We start from the raw sequence: 18,947 nt of genomic DNA, 5'->3' as shown, positions 1-18,947 counted from the left end.
AAAATAGAGGTAAAGCGAAATGCCTTACCTCTATCATTTATTGATTATATCTCGTTGGATATATTATTTAGCCTGTTCCAACTGCAATGTCTTGGTCGGTTCGTCGCATACTTCAGTCGGGCCGAAATACTGGATAGGGCCGGGATAGACATAGCTTGTCGTCATTGCCCATTCGTCGCGGTTGGCGGCGAATTTCTTGAAAGGAGCGCCGTCGAGTTTCACCAAGGCTTTCTGGATAACCGGTTTCATTTCGCCGTGGCGTTTTTCCATGTTCATCATCATGGTTACGGGGATACCGCCGGCGATCCACTTGTCGGCCGGAGCAGTCGTGTTGCGCACGGAAGACATATAACCGGTCTTGCCGGCAGCGATCAGGCAGGAAGCCGTATAGCCCAAGGAATAGCAGTAGTCTGCATCGTAGTTGGACGGAGCGGCGCAACGGCCTTCGTAACCGAAGAAGTGGTGCTGTGCGGCGAACTTGCCGGCGTATTTGCCTTCAACCTTCCATTCAGCCAACTTCTTGCCGACCATTTCAGAAAGCAATTTTTCTGTTTCGATCAGAGAAACCTGTACATTTCCGTGCGGGTCGCGATCGAGTGACAACTGACGTGCCACGCCTTCCGGCAGGGAAGCATACAAGTCGGAGTTTTCTTTTGTCAGCTTGCTGATGATGTAAGCACGCTGTTCGCTCTTCTTGATCATCTTGAATTCGGTATCGTGTTTAGCCAGGAAGTCGTTCAACTCGGCGATCAGGCGTTTCATGGCCGGAACGAATTCGATCAGGCCTTCGGGGATCAGCACCGTACCGAAGTTGTTGCCCTCGGCAGCACGTTTTGCAACGATGCCGGCGATATACGTCACGATATCGTCCAAAGACATGTTCTTTTCTTCCACTTCTTCAGAGATGATACAGATGTTCGGCTGAGTCTGCAAAGCGCATTCCAAAGCGATGTGGGAAGCGGAACGTCCCATCAGCTTGATGAAGTGCCAGTATTTCTGTGCGGAGTTGCAGTCACGCTGGATATTGCCAATAACTTCCGAATAAACCTTGCAAGCCGTGTCGAAACCGAAAGAAGTTTCGATCTGTTCGTTCTTCAGGTCACCGTCGATTGTCTTCGGACAGCCGATTACCTGTACACCTGCGTTGATTGCTTTGTAATATTCGGCCAATACGCACGCATTCGTGTTGGAATCGTCGCCACCAATGATAACCAGTGCCTTGATGTCCAGCTCTTTCAGGATTTCCAGACCCTTGTCGAATTGTTCTTTTGTTTCGAGTTTGGTACGACCTGAACCGATCATATCGAAACCACCCGTGTTACGGTATTCGTCGATAATGTCAGCCGTCAGTTCCATATATTTATGATCGATCAGACCACCGGGGCCCAGGATGAAGCCATACAGACGAGAAGCTGCGTTGTTAGCCTTGATACCGTCGAACAGACCTGCAATCACGTTATGACCGCCAGGAGCCTGGCCACCGGAAAGGATCACACCGACATTCATGGCCGGCAGCTCTTTCTTCTCGTTACTCTTTTCGAAAGTAACGACAGGCATTCCGTACGTGTTCGGGAATAACTCTTTGATTTCGTCCTGATCGGCGACTGATTGTGTGTACTCACCATCTACGGCTTTTACAGCGCCTTTCAATGCAGCGGGAACCTTTGGCTGGTAAGCTGCTCTTGCAATTTGTAATGCACTCTTTGTCATTTCTTAATCTGATTTATTTAGAAAGTATCTGATTCCTAATTAAAGGCGGTGCAAATATAGAAATTTTTCTGTATTCGCGAAAGAAGATAATACGATATAGCCCTTTATTCCGCATTTTTCTTCAGCCATTCCAACCTGCGCATATCGGGCAGATGCGTCACTTTAAAGTGCTCGAACTTCGCCTGGAAACCGCTTCCGTCCGGGCAGGCAGCCATAAAACCGACCTTTACCGGGATGTTATCCTGCAACCAGGCATTGCGCATCATGGTGTATTCCTTGTCGTCAAACGAATAGAATATCTCCACGGCATCCAACCGCCTGACCGCTTTGATCCAGATATACGGAACCGGCTTATCCAACGAAATCACACTCCAGTCGCTCGTTTTATGGGTGACGACGGTGCTCAGATTGAATTTCCCGTCTACAAACTCGATACCAGCCTTAATATAATTTTCGTGATCGATCCGAAGCATCAGCCCGGCCTGGTCAAAACGTGCTCTATAATCGCCCGTCACTTTTACTTTCACTTCAAACTCACCTCCGTAGATGGCATAATAGAAAGGCGCGTCATCGACGGTAAAACCGTAATGGGATATGCGCCAGTAATCGCTTTGCGGGGTGACAAACATCGACAATGCCTGCTCCTTGACCTCCCATTTCTCCGGCTCGTTAAACCACTGCATCTTTTCCAGAGTCTGTCCGGATGCCATCTGTATCAACAGGAATGCAAGCACTCCCAAAATCATCTTTTTCATTATTTTCGTTTTAATTATTTCGACAAAGGTATACGCTTATGGACAAAAAGAAAAACTCCCGCTCCTATTTAATTTGGTAAAACATCGTTTTGCCCGGTGACGACAACGAGGCGGGACGGGCGTCCGCCGAAACGGCACGCTTGTAGTTCGGTTTGCCGCTCATCACAAAGTGCAGGGTAATTCCTGCCTGCACATCCTCATAGGCCAGATAGGATTTATCATATTTCTTTCCGTTGACATATAGCTCTTTGACATAGACGTTCTCTTCCGACCAGTTTTCCGTGGTCATCTTTATTTCGTTTCCGTTGCTCATCCGGATCGAAAGCGCCTCTACACACGGAGAGCCGATGTTATAGATATTGCTGGAAGGGGCTACCGGATAAAAGCCTGCGCAGTTGAACATATACCAGGCCGACATCTGTCCGCAGTCGTCATTCCCGCTCAACGAGCCCGGTTCGTTGCCATAAAAACGGGCAACGATCTCCCTGATCCACTTCTGGCATTTCCAGGGTTTGCCTAAATAGTTGTACAGATAGGCGACATGATGGCAAGGTTCGTTACCATGCCAGTAGCCGCCGATACGCCCTTGAATATCGTGAGCGCCCGGTATATCATCCGGCAACTCGACGGTGAAGAGTTCATCCAAACGTTTCTCGAACCACTTTTTCCCTGCCAGGTTGATATATCCCTGTACGTCGTGCGGGACGGTCCAGGTGTATTGCATGGTGAACCCTTCCGTAATGTCTCCCCAGCCATTGACGGAACCCGGTCCCTGGTAGGCGATCGGGGCAAACGGCGTACGCCAGTCCCCTTTGCTGTCACGGCCACGCATATACTTCGTTTCCGGGTCGATCAAGGTCTGGTAAGACAGCGAACGGTTCAGAAAATACCGGTAATCGTCAGTCTTGCCCAACGCCTTGGCGGCCTGTGCGATGCAATAGTCGTCATAGGCATATTCCAATGTTTTGGAAACCGACTCCGCCTCTTTGTCAAACGGGACGTAACCATTCCGCATATAGTCGGGCAGACAGTCGTAATGTTCGTTCAAGGCAGTCGTTTTCATCGCCTCATACGCCCGTTCGTAGTCGAAGCCCTTCACCCCTTTGACGATCATATCCGCCAGGACGGAAACCGCATGATAGCCGATCATGCACCATGTCTCGTTCCCGTAAAAAGACCAGATCGGGAGCATCTTCTCCACGCTCTTGTCAAAGTGGGCCAACATCGAGTTGGCGATATCGGCATTTATGTCCTGATGCACTAAGTTGAACCAGGGATGCAAAGCCCTGTAGGTGTCCCACAAGGAAAAAGTCGTATAGTTGGTAAAGCCTTTCGCCTGCCCGATATTCTTGTCCAGGCCCCTGAAACGGCCATCCGCATCCTGGAAAACAAACGGATGGAGGGCGGCATGGTAGGCGGAAGTATAAAACGTTTCCTTTGTCTTGCGGTCGGCGGTAATCCGGTATTTTTGCAATTCTTTCTCCCACAGGTCCTCCCCTTTCTCCTTGAGGCTGTCGAATGTCAACCCGTCCAGTTCCTGCATGTTCATCTTCGCTCCGGCGGTACTGACGGAAGAGATAGCCGTTTTCACGATCACTTCCTCCCCTTCCCCGGTTGCGAAAGAGAGGCAAGCCATCAGGTTCTTCCCCCAGGCCTCGCGGTCGCTCCTGAACCGGGATGTATTATAGATCACCGGCTTTTTATCCTGCATGAAACGCAGGCCCGTCAATTTTCTGGAAAAGACAGCCGTAAAATAGACGTGGCGTTCAGGCCCCCATCCTTTCACCAGCTTATAGCCCGTGATGGTCGAATCGTTTTCCATACGCAGATTGGCCCATTCGCACGACTGCCAAAGCGTATGGTTCATATCGATCATGATAAATGATTTTTCCGATTCGGGATAGGTGAAACGGAACATTCCGCTCCGCAGTCCTGCCGTCATCTCCGCCTTTACTCCGTAGTCCTGCAAGCGAACGGCATAATAGTCAGGAGTGGCCTGTTCCTCGTCGTGCGTGTACCGGGAGCGATAGCCCTCATCAGGGTTCTCACGGCTTCCGGGTTCCAGTTTCATCTCTCCAGTTCCGGGGATAAACAGGAAATCGCCCAGGTCGGGAATACCGGTCCCGCTAAGATGCGTCAGGCTGAAGCCCAGGATCGAAGTGTGGTTATACTTATAGCCGGCAGCCGCGTCATAGTATTTGGCATCCGTATCCGGGCTGATCTGGATCCCTCCGAACGGGATCTGCGCCCCCGGATACACATTGCCGTAACCATCCGTTCCTACCAGCGGATTGACGTATTCCGTCAATTTTTCATTCTGTGCCGTGCCGGATAAGGCGGCACACGACGCAGCGATCAAAGTACAAATTCGTAATTTCATATTCAAACTATTGTCGTTATAAATAAAAAGGACTATCTGAAACAAGGTCCAAATAGCCCTTTTGATTATAGCTTTGCCGGAAATGCTATTATAATTAAGTGCTTATGTTAATATTAATGCTTCCGGCTAATCTATATACATTCCGATTATTTTCCCAATTCATTGGAGAATGAGTAAGGAGCGTCACTGTCCTGCGTACCCCGGCTCTTGTTCGGTGTGGCCGACATATTATAAAGAATGTTCATGCCACGCATCAAGTCGCCATGTGTCAGATAATTCTTCGTATAGTTCTTGCCATTCACTTTCATAGACGAGATGTAACGATTCGCCTCGCCATTATTGTTGGCCTTGATCACGACCTTCTTGCCGTTTTCCAGATTCAGCGTCACGCTTTTGAACAGCGGAGACCCCAAGATATACTGGTCCGTACCCGGACAAACCGGATAGAAGCCGAGAGCCGAGAATACATACCATGCCGAAGTCTGCCCGTTGTCCTCATCCCCGCAATAGCCGTCGGGAGTCGCGAAATAGAGCTTGTCCATCACTTCACGCACCCAATACTGTGCTTTCCAAGGTTCGCCGGAATAGTTGTACAGGTAGATCATGTGCTGGATCGGCTGGTTGCCATGCGCATAATTCCCCATGTTCATAATCTGCATTTCGCGGATCTCATGGATCACGCCGCCGTAATAGCTGTCATCGAACAAAGGCGGGACATTGAATACGGAATCCATCATGGCATTGAAACCGACCTTTCCTCCCATCAGTTCGATCAGCCCCTTCGGGTCATGGAAAACCGACCAAGTATAATGCCAGCTGTTGCCTTCCGTAAAGGCGTCTCCCCATTTCAGCGGATTGAACGGAGACTGGAACGAGCCGTCCTCGTTACGGCCACGCATCAACTTGGTTTCCGGATCGAACAGGTTCTTATAGTTCATGGCATGTTTCGCGAAAATGGCAATTTCGGATTCCGGTTTGCCCAAAGCCTTCCCTAATTTATAGATAGCCCAGTCGTCATAAGCATATTCCAACGTGCGGGCGGCGCTTTCGTTGATTTTCACGTTATAAGGCACATAGCCCAATTCATTGTAATAATCATATCCTAAGCGTCCGGTCGATTTCACCTTCGGATGTACACTGTTGGCCCCATGCACGACAGCCTCCCAAAGCGTCTCGATATCATATCCGCGAAGTCCTTTCAGGTAAGCATCCGCCACGACGGAAGCCGAGTTGTTGCCGACCATGCAGCCACGATGTCCCGGACTTGCCCATTCCGGCAGGAAGCCGCTCTCTTTATAAGTATTGGCAAGCCCCTCCTGCATCTTCGTATTCATATCCGGATACATCAGGTTCAGGAACGGGAACAGGCAACGGAACGTATCCCAGAAACCGGTATCGGTGAACATATAACCCGGCAGCACCTCTCCGTTATACGGACTGTAGTGCACCACTTTGCCATTGGCATCCAATTCGTAGAAGCTGCGCGGGAAAAGCAGCGAACGGTACAGACAGGAATAGAACGTGCGCAGTTTGTCCACATCGTTATCTTCGACAGCAATACGTCCCAATGTCTCATTCCATACCTGACGGCCGGCCTCGGCTATTTCGTCAAACGAACGGCCTCCCAATTCATTCAGGTTCAATTCCGCCTGTTCAGGGCTGATAAAGGAAGAAGCTACGCGAGCATGGACAATCTCGCCCTTACGGGTGGAAAACCCGATAATGGCACCGGTATGGTTCTCTTTCGCTTCGGTTTCGCCTTTGCGGATCTCATCGTCGCCGACAGTCGCCTTATAGGTAAACGGTTTGTCGAACACGACGACGAAATAGTTGCGGAAGTTCTGAGGAACCCCTCCGCTGTTACGAGTCGTATAGCCGACGATCTTGTTTTCTCCGGGTATGATCTTGATATAAGAACCACGGTCGAAAGCATCGACAATCACATACGAGTTGTCCGATTCGGGGAAAGTGAAGCGGAACATGGCGGCACGTTCCGTCGGCGTGATTTCCGTCACAACGTCATGGTCTGCCAGATACACCCGGTAATAATTCGGTTTTGCCACTTCTGCCTTATGGGAGAACCAGCTGGCGCGTTTGTCCTGGTTAAACACCACTTTACCGGTAACGGGCATGATGGCGAACTGTCCGTAATCGTTGATCCACGGGCTGGGCTGATGAGTCTGCTTGAAACCACGGATTTTGTCCGCATCGTATGTGTACGCCCAGCCGTCTCCCATCTTTCCGGTCTGTGGCATCCAGAAATTCATACCCCAGGGCATGGCAATCGCCGGATAAGTATTACCTGTCGAAAGGGATATTTTCGACTGGCTCCCGACCAGCGGATTCACGTAATCCACCAGGTCCTTTTTGTCGGCCGCATCCACCGTAAAGAGGCTGCTGCAAAGCGTAATCGCTAAAATAAATAATTTCTTCATGGATAGAATATGTTTAATTAATTAGAAGACAAAGAATAGGGTTTGTCAGTCCCCGTAAAGAGACGTTTCTTGTTGGGGGAAGACGACATCTCGAAAGTCAGGACACCACCATCCATGATATCCTGCTGGGTGATATATCCTTTTGTATAAGGCTTGCCGTTCAACTTGACCGACTTGACATAGCGGTTCTTGTCGCTCACCTTGTCGGCCTTTACCTCAAAAGTCTTTCCGTTCTCCAGCATAACCTTTATATAAGGCAAGTAAGGAGCTCCCAGCACATACTGGTCCGTACCCGGACAAACCGGATAGAACCCCATCGAAGACAGGATATACCAGGCAGACATCTGGCCGCAATCGTCGTTACCGCACAGGCCGTCGATATTATTGCGATACATTTTATTCATGATTTCACGCTGCCAGTATTGCGTTTTCCAAGGTTGCGAGGTCCAGGCATACAGGAACGGGATATGATGGCTCGGTTCGTTGCCATGCACATAGCCGCCCAGCAAGCCTTCCTCCGTCACATCCTCGGTCTGGGCGAAAAACTCGGCAGGCAGGTGCATCGTAAACAGGGAATCGAGCTTGGAGACAAACGACTTGTCCCCTCCCATCAGGCGGATCATGTTGTCCACATCCTGCGGCACATAGAAAGAATAGTTCAAGGCATTTCCTTCGATAAAACCTTCGCCATGCGTGTTCAGCAAGTTGAAATTCTCTTTCCAGCGTCCGTCGGCATAACGAGGACGGGCATACCCCATATTCGTATCGAAAACATTCGTATAATTGGCCGCCCGTTTTTTATACGTATCGGCAACAGAACGGTTGCCGGCCAAAAGCGCCGTGTGGTAGATGGTCCAGTCGTCATAGGCATATTCCAACGTCAGGGAAGCGGCGCTGCCGTTATGATCGAGTGCGACATACCCCTTTTCCATGTATTCGCCGGTCCCGTCCAGGTAAGGGATCGTGGAACTGCTCACCATCGCTTTCAAAACCTCTTCCTTGTCTAACGGAAGACCTTTCGCCACGGCATCGGCCAAAACGGAAACGGAATGATATCCGATCATGCACCAGTTTTCATTTGCCATATGGCTCCAGATAGGCAAAGCCTTATGCACGCTTTGCTCGCAATGCTTCAGCATAGAGCGGGCGATATCCGTATTTACCCGGCGGTTGATGATGTTGAACAGCGGATGCAGGGCACGATAGGTGTCCCAAACGGAAAAGACCGTGTAGTTCGTGAAATCGTCCGCCTTGTGGATATTATGATCCAATCCGCGATACAGTCCGTCCACATCCGTATAGACACAAGGATTGATCATGGTGTGATACAAAGAGGTGTACAGCATCGCCAACTGGTCGTCCGTGCCATTGGCTTCGATAACGGACAATTCCTTATTCCAGGTTTCACCGGCACGAGCCGCCAACCGGTCGAAACTATGGCCGGAGGCTTCAGCCTGCAGATTTTTCAAAGCACCGTCGGCACTGACTCCCGAAAGCGCCACTTTCACTTCCAATTCCTCGGAAGCCGCCGGATCGAAATCGAAATAAGCGACGATCTTGCGTCCGCCTATATCCGGGAAGTTTTCTTTCATATTGAATTTGCCGTATCCGCCCCGGTAATTGACTTTTGCTTTTTCCTCGCATCCGTAATGAACGACCGGTTTGGAGAAAGACATGGCAAAGTAGGTATAGTTGGTACGCGCCCATCCGTTCGTGATACGATAGCCCGTGACCAGCGTATCGTTTTCGACCCGGATATTCGTCCAAAGGACTTTTCCGTCGTAATTGTAGATACCGTGGATCATATCTAAGATGATCCGCTGGTTCCCGGCATCTTTCGGGAACGTATATTTATGTACGCCCACCCGCTTGGTTGCCGTCAGTTGTGCTTTCACGCCGTAGTCGGCCAGCATCACTTCATAGTAGCCGGGACGGGATACCTCCGTATCGTGTGAGAAACGCGAACGGTAGCCGCCGTCCGGGTCGGTTGCCGTTCCGGGATTCAGTTTCAATTCGCCGGTAACCGGCATAATCAGGATATCGCCGAGGTCGGAATGCCCAGTTCCGCTAAAATGCGTATGGCTGAACCCGACGATACTGCTGTCCTTATGTTGATAGCCGGCACAATATTCATAAGCACGCGGCTGATACTTGCCATCCACGTTATGAGGGATCGTGTCCGTGTCCGGACTCAACTGAACCAGTCCGAAAGGCACGCAAGCCCCCGGAAACGTATGCCCCATCCCGTTCGTCCCGATAATCGGGTTCACCCATGCGGTCTTATCCTGAGCGGACAAGCTCCCAAAGGTCAGCAATGCAGAAAATAAAAGAATAGTCTTCTTCATGGATCTTGTTTCTATTTTATTTTGATAAAAAGACTTGATACTCGTTCCACAGTCCTTCAATGCTGGCATCTTCGCCGAACATACGCTTCATCGCTTTGTCGAAACTCCATTCGTCGAGGTCGCGGACCGTCTCATGGAACTTGCGGATGGCATCCGGGTCTTTGGTCGTCAGCCATTGGATAAAAAAGCCGGTCGTACGATAACCGTCCATCCAGTTTCCGCCCGGTTTACGGGTACTCATATCGAAATATCCTGCCTGGGCGCGGACGGCATCCGCCAGGCCTTCGATAGAAGCCCAGAATGTCTTGTTGGTCGAGTAGGAACCGATTCCTTTCGGCTCGAACTGGTAAGCGTGTACCAATTCATGGTAGAGAACGCCACGTGTTTCGAAATCGAGTTTATAAAGGGATTCGTTCGCTGATTTCTCGATATGTTGCGTACTATAGACAATCGAGGTATTGGCCGGATTACCGCTCTTGGCTGAAACTCCGTCATAATCTTTCAACGTATAATGAACCTTTTGAACATCATTCATCGTATCTTTTGCCGAATAGAAAAGAATTTCGGCTACCTTTCGAGCATGATAACGTATGTATTCGTCCGGATTCTGGACAAGATCCGCATAAATGGCAGCCCCCTTAGTTTCCGGGTCAATCACTTCGTAATCGATTTCCGGATATTCGAAATCCTCCCAACCGGCATTCAAATTCTCATCAAACAACATCACATCTCCCAACACCAGCGTATCACCGGCTGCCGTTGCGGCTTCCAGCATATATTGTTTATAATTGGAAGGCTTGGCGATCGGGCAAAGGATTTCCTGATAGCGGGAACAGAACGTCTGGTCTTTCCGTTCATCCACAACCACCCAGTTCTTCCCATCATAAGAACCTTTCAATGTCCAGGCAGACGGATCATGTACAGGCGTCTCGCCGGACGAATAGATTTTATAACTTTGGACGGGAACAGTATATTGCTGATCAAAAATCACTTTATTCACCCCTTCCGTTCCCACAAAACAGGTTGTCGGATTTCCATCAGACAATTCGGGAACATTCACCGGTAATTTTGCCTGACAAGAACACAATAATCCCCCTATCAATAACGATACATACAACTTCATATCTTCAATATATTTAATTCCGTTTTCATTCAAAAATCAAACAAACATTCTACCGGAGATCGCCAAGTATCTCCGGCGAATGCTTAAAACTAAAAACACAAACTCCCTATCATTTTTACATTAAGCTATATACTTTATACCCTTATAGAATTTTCCAAATCCATAGCAATATTAGCTATATTTTTCAATAAAGAAGTAACATCCGAAGACCAAAAGAGTACCATAAACTGACATTTATCGATCATGACACCTTTTAAGACGATTATGACACTTTTCCAAAGAGTTCAATATTTATGAATAAAAGAGGCTGTGTCGTAATTATTTTTTACGTCGCAGCCTCTTTTCACATAATCAGGCCTCTCTCCTGTTTATCAATTCATCAATTCCACCCCGGATTCTGATGTCCTTGCAAAGCAGGGTTAGCCTGCATTTCATCCAAAGGAATCGGCCACAACAAGGCATATTCGGGAATAGCACCTACACGAATCTGTCCGTCCGGTTTGTTCTGGATCTTGGCAGAAGACAGGGGTACCCAATTAAGCTTACCGGAATGCGCTCCGGCTTCTTCCGGATACAAACGAGTACGACGAATATCATCCCAAACCTTAAATTCCAACGGAAATTCATGTAAACGCTCTGTCAGAATAGACTGAATCAATGCATCGCCCGTTGCAGTTTCGTTTGTCAAACCAGCACGTTGACGAACCTGATTCAAATAGCCTAATGCCGCGCTTTCTTGACCGACACGTGCCAACCCCTCAGCTGCGATCAACAATACTTCAGCATACCGGAATGTCGGCATATTATAATCACCGTCATGCCCTTCCATCAAAGCTTTTTCATCAAACCAAGCCCAGTTGCCATAATTATTCAATGTATGGTTCACACCTGTTGCATCCGTATACTCCTTAAAGAAGAACTGCTTTTCATGTCCACGGATATCGGCCGGATCATAACTGTTAATGATCATGTCGCAAGGCAAATAAATATTTTCCAGCACATCACCTCCTGGGTGGAAAATACCATTGCCAGTCGCATCTTTCCACTGGAACGCATCGGAACCCATTGAATGAACAGCATAAGAGTTACCTACATTGTGATTTGAGTAGTTATACTCTTTTGCGTAGATGATTTCGTTTGAAGTATTCGTCGTCTTGATGATGTTGAAAGCCGAATTGAGGTCATCGCTACTTCCGTTCGGCTGAATCAAGGCATGCTGACCGCCTTCAACCACCCGCAAAGCCATCTGGGCAGCCTTTTCGTAATCGGCATTCCCCCCGTTCATCGGAGCACCGGCACGTTGCAAATAAACCTGAGCCAACAGTGTCTGTGCCATCGGAAGTGTGGCATAACAACCATTGTCATAGAAAGCCTTGTTTGGCAACGCATTGTTGTTTACGATATCAAGCAAATCCTGTTCGATATAACCATAAATTTCAGCAGCCGGAACACGTTCCTTAAACATTCCCTCCGTAGAAGTATAAGGTTCAGAGACATAAGGCACATCACCAAACTCCTTTACCAACCAAAAATAAGCATAGGCACGGAAGAACTTCCCTTGAGCCACATAATTCTTGATTGTTTCCGCGCTCAACACATCTGTCATATTCGGCACATTGGCAATCACGAAATTAGCACGCGAGATTCCTTTGTAAAATTCATGCCAATAGCTCATAGCCTGGCTATCGAACGATGCGACATTGAAGTTACAACCCTCAGAGGCATTCGTAAACTGACGGTCTTTCCGTCTGTCGACATACAAACCGGAGATAATACCTCCCCAACAAGTAGCCTTGGGAGTCCAACCGCCACCCGTATTGTGCAAATAAGGAACACCACCAAAATACAAGGCGTTCACACCTGTTTCGGCATCAGCCGGAGTCTGCCAGAACTGATTGGAGTCTTTCATATCCAAAGGCTTTTCTTCCAAAAAGCTATCACAAGAGCTCATCGCCAATGAACACAGACAGATGAATGAAATATATTTTTTCTTTAGTTTCATAATGATCTTTATAATTTAGACGGATTAAAATGCGACATTGATACCAAACATAAATGTTCTCGGACGCGGATAAGTAAAGAACTGACGGTTGGAACCCCAGTTATTACCACCCAAACGAGAGGAGTTGTCCGGGTCATATCCCAGATAGTCTGACGCTGTGATCAAGAAAGCATTGTTCACATTGGCATACAGACGCAATGAAGACAGACCGAGCGGTTTGATCACATTCGGATCGAACGTGTATCCAATCTGGATCATGTTGCAACGTAAGTAAGAACCATTAGCAACCCAGTCATCATCGGCCGCATTGTTAGCACCCTGTCCGAAGTTGTTCAGACGAATCGCTTGTTCCTTGCCATCCGGATTCAATGTCGGATGCCATGCTTCCGTATAAAAACGGTCAAGACCGTTTGTCAAGAAACGAGCCACAGTCGAATGATAGTATTCCTGCATCACATCAGCACCCCAAGAATACTGAAGATCAAGTGTCAAATCGAAATTCTTATAGTTGAATGTATTGACAAAAGACCCCATCCAGTCAGGCAAACCGTTACCAATGATCACACGGTCCTTCGTCGTCACCTTCTCACCGATTACAGACGGGATATTCATCGTTTCCGGATCCCAATTCTCAGGTTTTCCATCATAAATGCCCACACGTTTGTAACCATAGAAAGCCGACAACGGTTCGCCTTCACGAATCAGCATATCATATCCCACAAAGCCATCGGTCGTGATCTGACGTTTTCCGGAAATCGGATCGATGGAAGCACCTTCATCCAGCTTTTCAACACGGCTCTTGTTGTAACCCAAATTGATTGTGGATGTCCACTGGAAATCTTTCGTCTGAACCGGATGTGCCGTCACCAAGATATCCACACCACGGTTAGATACAGCACCGATATTATCCATGATTGAAGAGTAGCCGGTAGATTCCGGAACCGGACGGTTAAGCAACAGGTCCGATGTATATTTATAATAACCGGAAACATCGAAACTCAAGCGGTCCTTAAACAAACCGAGTTCGGCACCAAAGTCAAACTGAGCTGTCTTTTCCCATTTCAACTTGTCGTTCGGCATATTATCCAGATAAGAAACAGTCTGCAAAGCGTTACCGATAATCGTAGTACCCTGGCTTACGGTAGCCAAAGAACGATAAGTACCTATTTCAGAGTTACCCGTCAAACCATAAGAAGTGTGCAATTTCAACTTGCTGATAGTCGGATTGTCAATCAAGAAACTTTCACGAGACATCAACCAACCCAAACCGACAGAGGGAAAGAAAGCATACTTATTTCCGGCACCGAATTTGGAAGAACCGTCATAACGTCCGGTCACCGTAGCCATATACTTACTGTCATACGAATAAGCCAAACGGAGGAAATAGGAATTCATCGTCCACTTGTCATAATCACTACCCACACTTGGGCGGTTCGTTCCTTTACCTAAGTTATAATAACCGTAGAAATCGTCCGTAAATTTGCTATCTGAAGCACTGAAATAAGTATATTCACGTCCCTGCCAAGACAATCCGAGCATGGCATTGATAGAATGCTTATCCAACAAGGTAGAATAGTTCATATAAGTTTCTTCCTGCCAGTACAACGCGTTGGAGTTATTGGCAGAGGCCGAACCTTCAGAGTTTTGATTGATCATAGGACGCGGAGTGAACGGCGTGTAATTGGCATCACGGCTGTTCTGATAGTCCACACCGAACTGTGTCTTCAAATCCAACCCTTTCATCAAATGGAAAGTAAGACCGGCATTACCGAAGATTTTCGTACGATATTGCATCGCATACAATCTTTCCAACAATTCGACTGGGTTACCGACACCTTCCGGACTGAAATTCTGATATCCACTGTTCGGATTGTCCTTATCGTTCAAAATACCACTTGTCTTGATGATATTGGTCTGCGTATAGACACCGTCCAACTTAACCGGAAGGAACGGCAACTGTTCTATCATCGTACGCAAAGCGCCCTGTCCGTATGGGTTATCGGATGTACGGTTACCCCATGTATGGTTAACCAGCAAGTTGACGGACGTAGACAACCACTTGGTCGGTTTGTCATCATACGCCAACTTTGCATTGATACGTTTGAAATAAGAATTGAGCAAGATACCCTGTTGGTCTGTATAGTTGATGAACGCACCTACAGAAGAACCGTCACCAGCACGCTGAATACTTATCTGATGATTGTGCGAAACGGCTGTTCGGGAGGTTTCGTCCTGCCAATTCGTATTGTATTTTGGAGTACCGTCAGCATTGAACAAACGTTCGTCCGTGAAGATTTGCGACAAATCGGTCGTGAAGTTCTTTCCCTGCCAAGCATTGGCATTTTCCAACCCTTGCTTGAAAGCAGCCATCCATTCGTAAGAATCCATCACATCCATCTGCTTCGCCATCATACCGACCGAAACAGAACCGTCGTAAGAAACATGAACCCCCTTTGCACCATCACCACGCTTGGTCGTCACCAAAACGACACCGTTGGCACCACGAGCACCATAGATAGCGGCAGAAGAAGCATCCTTTAACACCTCGACCGATTCGATATCATTAGGATTCAACAACTGGAAGTCTGACATAACCACACCATCGACCACATACAAAGGAGAAGTCGAAGCGTTGATGGTAGACACACCACGGATCACAACACGCATCTCGCCACCCGGCTGTCCCGTATTGGAGAAAATGTTCACACCTGCAACTTTACCTTTCAAACCATCAAGGGCATTGAACGATTGAGCTTTGATAATTTCCGTACCCTTTGCCTGGGAAATAGAACCTGTCAAATCGGATTTGCGCATCGTACCGTATCCAACGACTACAACTTCGTCCAATGTTTGGGAATCTTCTTTCAACATGACATTGATGGAAGACTGGTTACCAACCTGCACTTCTTCTGTCAGATAACCGATAAAAGAAATTTGCAGGACTGCGCCTACCGGCACATTTGAAATGGAGAAATGGCCGTTCATGTCGGTCATCGTTCCGTTTGTTGTTCCTTTCACAACAATGTTAGCACCTGCGACCGGACCAAACTCGTCTTTCACAGTACCAGTCAATGTCTTCCCCTGTTGCACCACCATTACATTGCTATCCGATTCCGGAGCAGCAAACACGGCATTAACAGAAAAAGCAGACATTAGCAAGCACAAGGCTGAGGCCTTCGCTATCCCACATGGAGATAATAGCTTAGATTCATTCATCATTTTTTGCTTTTTAATTTAACACATGTAACATATTTATTAAAGAAAGATTGAAAGAACACCATCCAATCTCTATCTTTTAATTTTTTGTAATTTGATGGCAATATTAGCGGATCTTAACACGAGATGAGTAACACCGGAATACAAAAAGGGTGTCATATTCAGCCAATGACCGATTATGACACTCTTTTGTACAACCAAGACACCATACAAAGACAAGCCTTATACAAAAACGGTCACCCACCTGTAACCGAACGTACTGAGCAAAAAAGACAATATCCCCTTTAAAACATGAATTATCGTATATTTATCTGATAATTAACCGTGTGACAAAAAAGGCTATTTGTTAAAAAATATTACCCTTGCGGGTAAATCGAATTAGATGGGGTAGAAAACCGGATTATATGCGGTAGTAGTTTCGATTCGAACCAATGACTTTTTTACAAATATGACAATAAGGGTGGCAACCTATGTATTACGTTTCCTAACTCATAGGTTTACGATGCCTAAAACTATTGGCTACGGGATATAAACAAGTACCGAACTGCGACTTGTGTGAATAAATCATTATTCCAGCCCCCCTTATTGTAAATAAAAGATTATTTCACATTTGGACACCCTGTCGGCAGAGCAACCGGAATTTCGTTTTTTGCAGGGCGAAACGATCCTTTTTTCATCAATCTGCCAGCTTTCTGCGGCGACGACCGTCTTTATCGCCTTGAAGATTGGCTTCATCGCCACGAAGACGGTCGTCACTACCCATGAACACGGCAAGTCACGGCAACGAAGACGGTCGTCATGGAAAAGTTCTGCGCACCTCATGGAGAAAAGGCAGGAAAAGGCTTTTGACGTAAATTGGAGGCGTCCCGACTTCGTTCGCAAATATTCGATTCTCCCGAAGTTGAGGTTTGTCATATTGTCACGTTTTTCCATTTATTGCGACAGACCGGCCCCGGCATCCAAACGACACGCCGAACACTTGACATACAGCGTCACTCCAAAACCGGAAAGACGAGAAAAGTGACAGTTCAAAACGAACCGGATTTTCAGCTGAAATAGAAAAATGACTGAAAAGGGGTTATTGTCTACTTTATTCTGTCACTCCGGATAAACCGAGTTTAGGATTACCGATAAAGATATCTCCTTCAAACATTTTAAAGTCTACACATTCTTTGTTCTTTCCAAAAGAATAGACTATATTTGTGATACCTCGTAAACAGAAGGAATAAAAACAGACACAACATGGAAAATGTAAAAAGAATCCCGTATGGCGTATCCAACTTTGTGGAAGTGGTTGAGCAGAACCAATATTATGTGGACAAGACGATGTATCTGCCCTTGCTGGAAGAACAGCCCAACAGTTTGTTCTTCATTCGTCCGCGCCGTTTTGGGAAAAGTATCTTCCTGAGTATGCTGTGGGCGTATTATGATATTGCCCAAAAGGATAAATTCCAGGAACGTTTCGGAAATTTGTGGGTTGGCAGCCACCCTACCCCCTCTCAGGGAAAGTATCAAGTGCTTTTTCTCGACTTCTCGCGTGCCAGCGGAGGCAGCGGTTCGCTTGCCGAAAACTTCGACCGCTATTGCGGAATGGCAATGGATGCTTTCGGTAAAACGTATGAGCGTTATTATTTTCCTGGATTTGCACAAAAAATTGAAGAATTGCCCGACTTTGTCAGTAAATTGAACTATCTGAATTTCCAGACAAGGGAAAAAAACATACCTCTTTACCTCATCATCGACGAATATGACAACTTTACGAACGTGGTCCTCAATGAGCAAGGCAACGAGGTCTACCATGCCTTGACACATGCCAGCGGTTTCTACCGGGAAGTGTTCAAGAAATTTAAAGGGATGTTCGAACGTATCTTCATGACTGGCGTCAGTCCGGTAACCCTGGACGATCTGACCAGCGGTTTCAACATCGGCTGGAACATCAGTACCAGCTATCAATTCAATATGATGCTGGGGTTCAGCGAGGAAGATGTGCGTACCATGTTACAATATTATAAGGATGCCGGACAACTACCGGACAATACGGATATCGAAGCCATGATCACAGAGATGAAACCTTGGTATGACAACTATTGTTTTGCCGAAGAATGTCTGGATCGTGATCCAAAGATGTTTAACTGTGATATGGTGCTCTATTATTTGCGTAATTATATGAATTTAGGCAAATCTCCTAAATTGATGATCGATCCGAACACCCGCACCGATTACAACAAGATGAAGAAACTCATCCAACTGGACCGCTTGGATGGTGACCGAAAAGGCGTACTGCGCAAGATCACCGATGAGGGACAGATCGTTACGACTTTGGTCACCACCTTTCCAGCCTCGGAGATTGCCAATCCTGAGATTTTCCCCAGCCTGTTGTTCTATTATGGTATGCTGACGATTAGTGCCACGCGCGGAACGCGTATCATATTAAGTATTCCAAATAATAATGTACGCAAACAATATTATGAGTTCATGCTGGAAGAATACCAAAATAAACGGTATATCAACATGAACAAACTGGCTGACCTGTTTGACAATATGGCCTACGACGGACAATGGCGCGAAACGTTCGAATTCATAGCCCAGGCTTACAAAGAGAACTCATCCGTGCGCAGTGCCATCGAAGGGGAACGCAACCTGCAAGGATTCTTCACCGCTTACCTGAGCGTGAACGCCTACTACCTGATCGCTCCAGAGGTAGAACTGAATCACGGTTTTTGCGACCTTTTCCTGATGCCGGACTTGTTGCGCTATGAAGTGGCGCACAGCTACATCGTGGAGTTGAAATATTTGTCGGCCAAGGACTCCGAAGCGAAAGCCCAAAAACAATGGCAGGAGGCGGTAGAACAAATCAAGGGATATGCTGCCGGCAGGAAAGTACAGATGATGATACAACAAACTCAGCTTCACCTTATCGTGATGCAATTTAGAGGATGCGAACTGGAGAGGATGGAAGAAGTATAAGACTTCTAATAATC

At 47.2% G+C, this 18,947-nt stretch carries 10 protein-coding genes; 1 reads left to right on the top strand and 9 read right to left on the bottom strand.

Annotated elements, in window-relative coordinates; all coding sequences use genetic code 11:
* Positions 1 to 63: 63 nt before the first annotated feature.
* The 9 genes from ACW6QF_RS15365 to ACW6QF_RS15325 all read right to left on the bottom strand — a co-directional run bounded on the left by ACW6QF_RS15365 (position 64) and on the right by ACW6QF_RS15325 (position 16,881).
* Positions 64 to 1,710 (bottom strand): diphosphate--fructose-6-phosphate 1-phosphotransferase, encoded by a 1,647-nt coding sequence (locus ACW6QF_RS15365; RefSeq protein ID WP_456088455.1) that lies wholly within the window; start codon positions 1,708 to 1,710, stop codon positions 64 to 66.
* A 104-nt stretch (positions 1,711 to 1,814) separates the two neighbouring features.
* Positions 1,815 to 2,465, bottom strand: coding sequence for a DUF1349 domain-containing protein (locus tag ACW6QF_RS15360; RefSeq protein ID WP_456088454.1), 651 nt, complete (start codon positions 2,463 to 2,465; stop codon positions 1,815 to 1,817).
* 64 nt (positions 2,466 to 2,529) lie between these two features.
* Positions 2,530 to 4,845 carry a GH92 family glycosyl hydrolase gene (locus ACW6QF_RS15355; protein WP_456088453.1) on the bottom strand — a complete coding sequence of 772 codons (2,316 nt, stop codon included), beginning with the start codon at positions 4,843 to 4,845 and terminating at the stop codon, positions 2,530 to 2,532.
* Positions 4,846 to 4,991: 146 nt separating this feature from the next.
* Complete coding sequence (locus ACW6QF_RS15350; RefSeq protein WP_456088452.1) at positions 4,992 to 7,280, bottom strand: GH92 family glycosyl hydrolase; 2,289 nt, start codon at positions 7,278 to 7,280, stop codon at positions 4,992 to 4,994.
* 17 nt (positions 7,281 to 7,297) lie between these two features.
* Positions 7,298 to 9,625, bottom strand: coding sequence for a GH92 family glycosyl hydrolase (locus ACW6QF_RS15345; protein ID WP_298552195.1), 2,328 nt, complete (start codon positions 9,623 to 9,625; stop codon positions 7,298 to 7,300).
* Between the two features lie 16 nt (positions 9,626 to 9,641).
* On the bottom strand, positions 9,642 to 10,748 hold the full coding sequence (locus ACW6QF_RS15340; protein ID WP_298552197.1) for a basic secretory protein-like protein: 1,107 nt from the start codon (positions 10,746 to 10,748) through the stop codon (positions 9,642 to 9,644).
* Positions 10,749 to 11,127: 379 nt separating this feature from the next.
* Positions 11,128 to 12,750, bottom strand: a complete 1,623-nt coding sequence (locus ACW6QF_RS15335) for a RagB/SusD family nutrient uptake outer membrane protein (RefSeq protein ID WP_298552198.1) — start codon at positions 12,748 to 12,750, stop codon at positions 11,128 to 11,130.
* Between the two features lie 24 nt (positions 12,751 to 12,774).
* Positions 12,775 to 15,846 (bottom strand): SusC/RagA family TonB-linked outer membrane protein, encoded by a 3,072-nt coding sequence (locus tag ACW6QF_RS15330; protein ID WP_456088466.1) that lies wholly within the window; start codon positions 15,844 to 15,846, stop codon positions 12,775 to 12,777.
* Between the two features lie 702 nt (positions 15,847 to 16,548).
* Positions 16,549 to 16,881, bottom strand: coding sequence for a hypothetical protein (locus ACW6QF_RS15325; RefSeq protein WP_456088451.1), 333 nt, complete (start codon positions 16,879 to 16,881; stop codon positions 16,549 to 16,551).
* Between the two features lie 327 nt (positions 16,882 to 17,208).
* Here ACW6QF_RS15325 and ACW6QF_RS15320 point away from each other — a divergent pair, with 327 nt between their 5' ends.
* Positions 17,209 to 18,933: an ATP-binding protein gene (locus ACW6QF_RS15320; RefSeq protein ID WP_456088450.1), complete on the top strand. Its 1,725-nt coding sequence runs from the start codon at positions 17,209 to 17,211 to the stop codon at positions 18,931 to 18,933.
* Positions 18,934 to 18,947: the final 14 nt, after the last annotated feature.

Source organism: Parabacteroides sp. (assembly GCF_977054455.1).
This window is presented reverse-complemented; position numbering and strand designations above follow the sequence as displayed.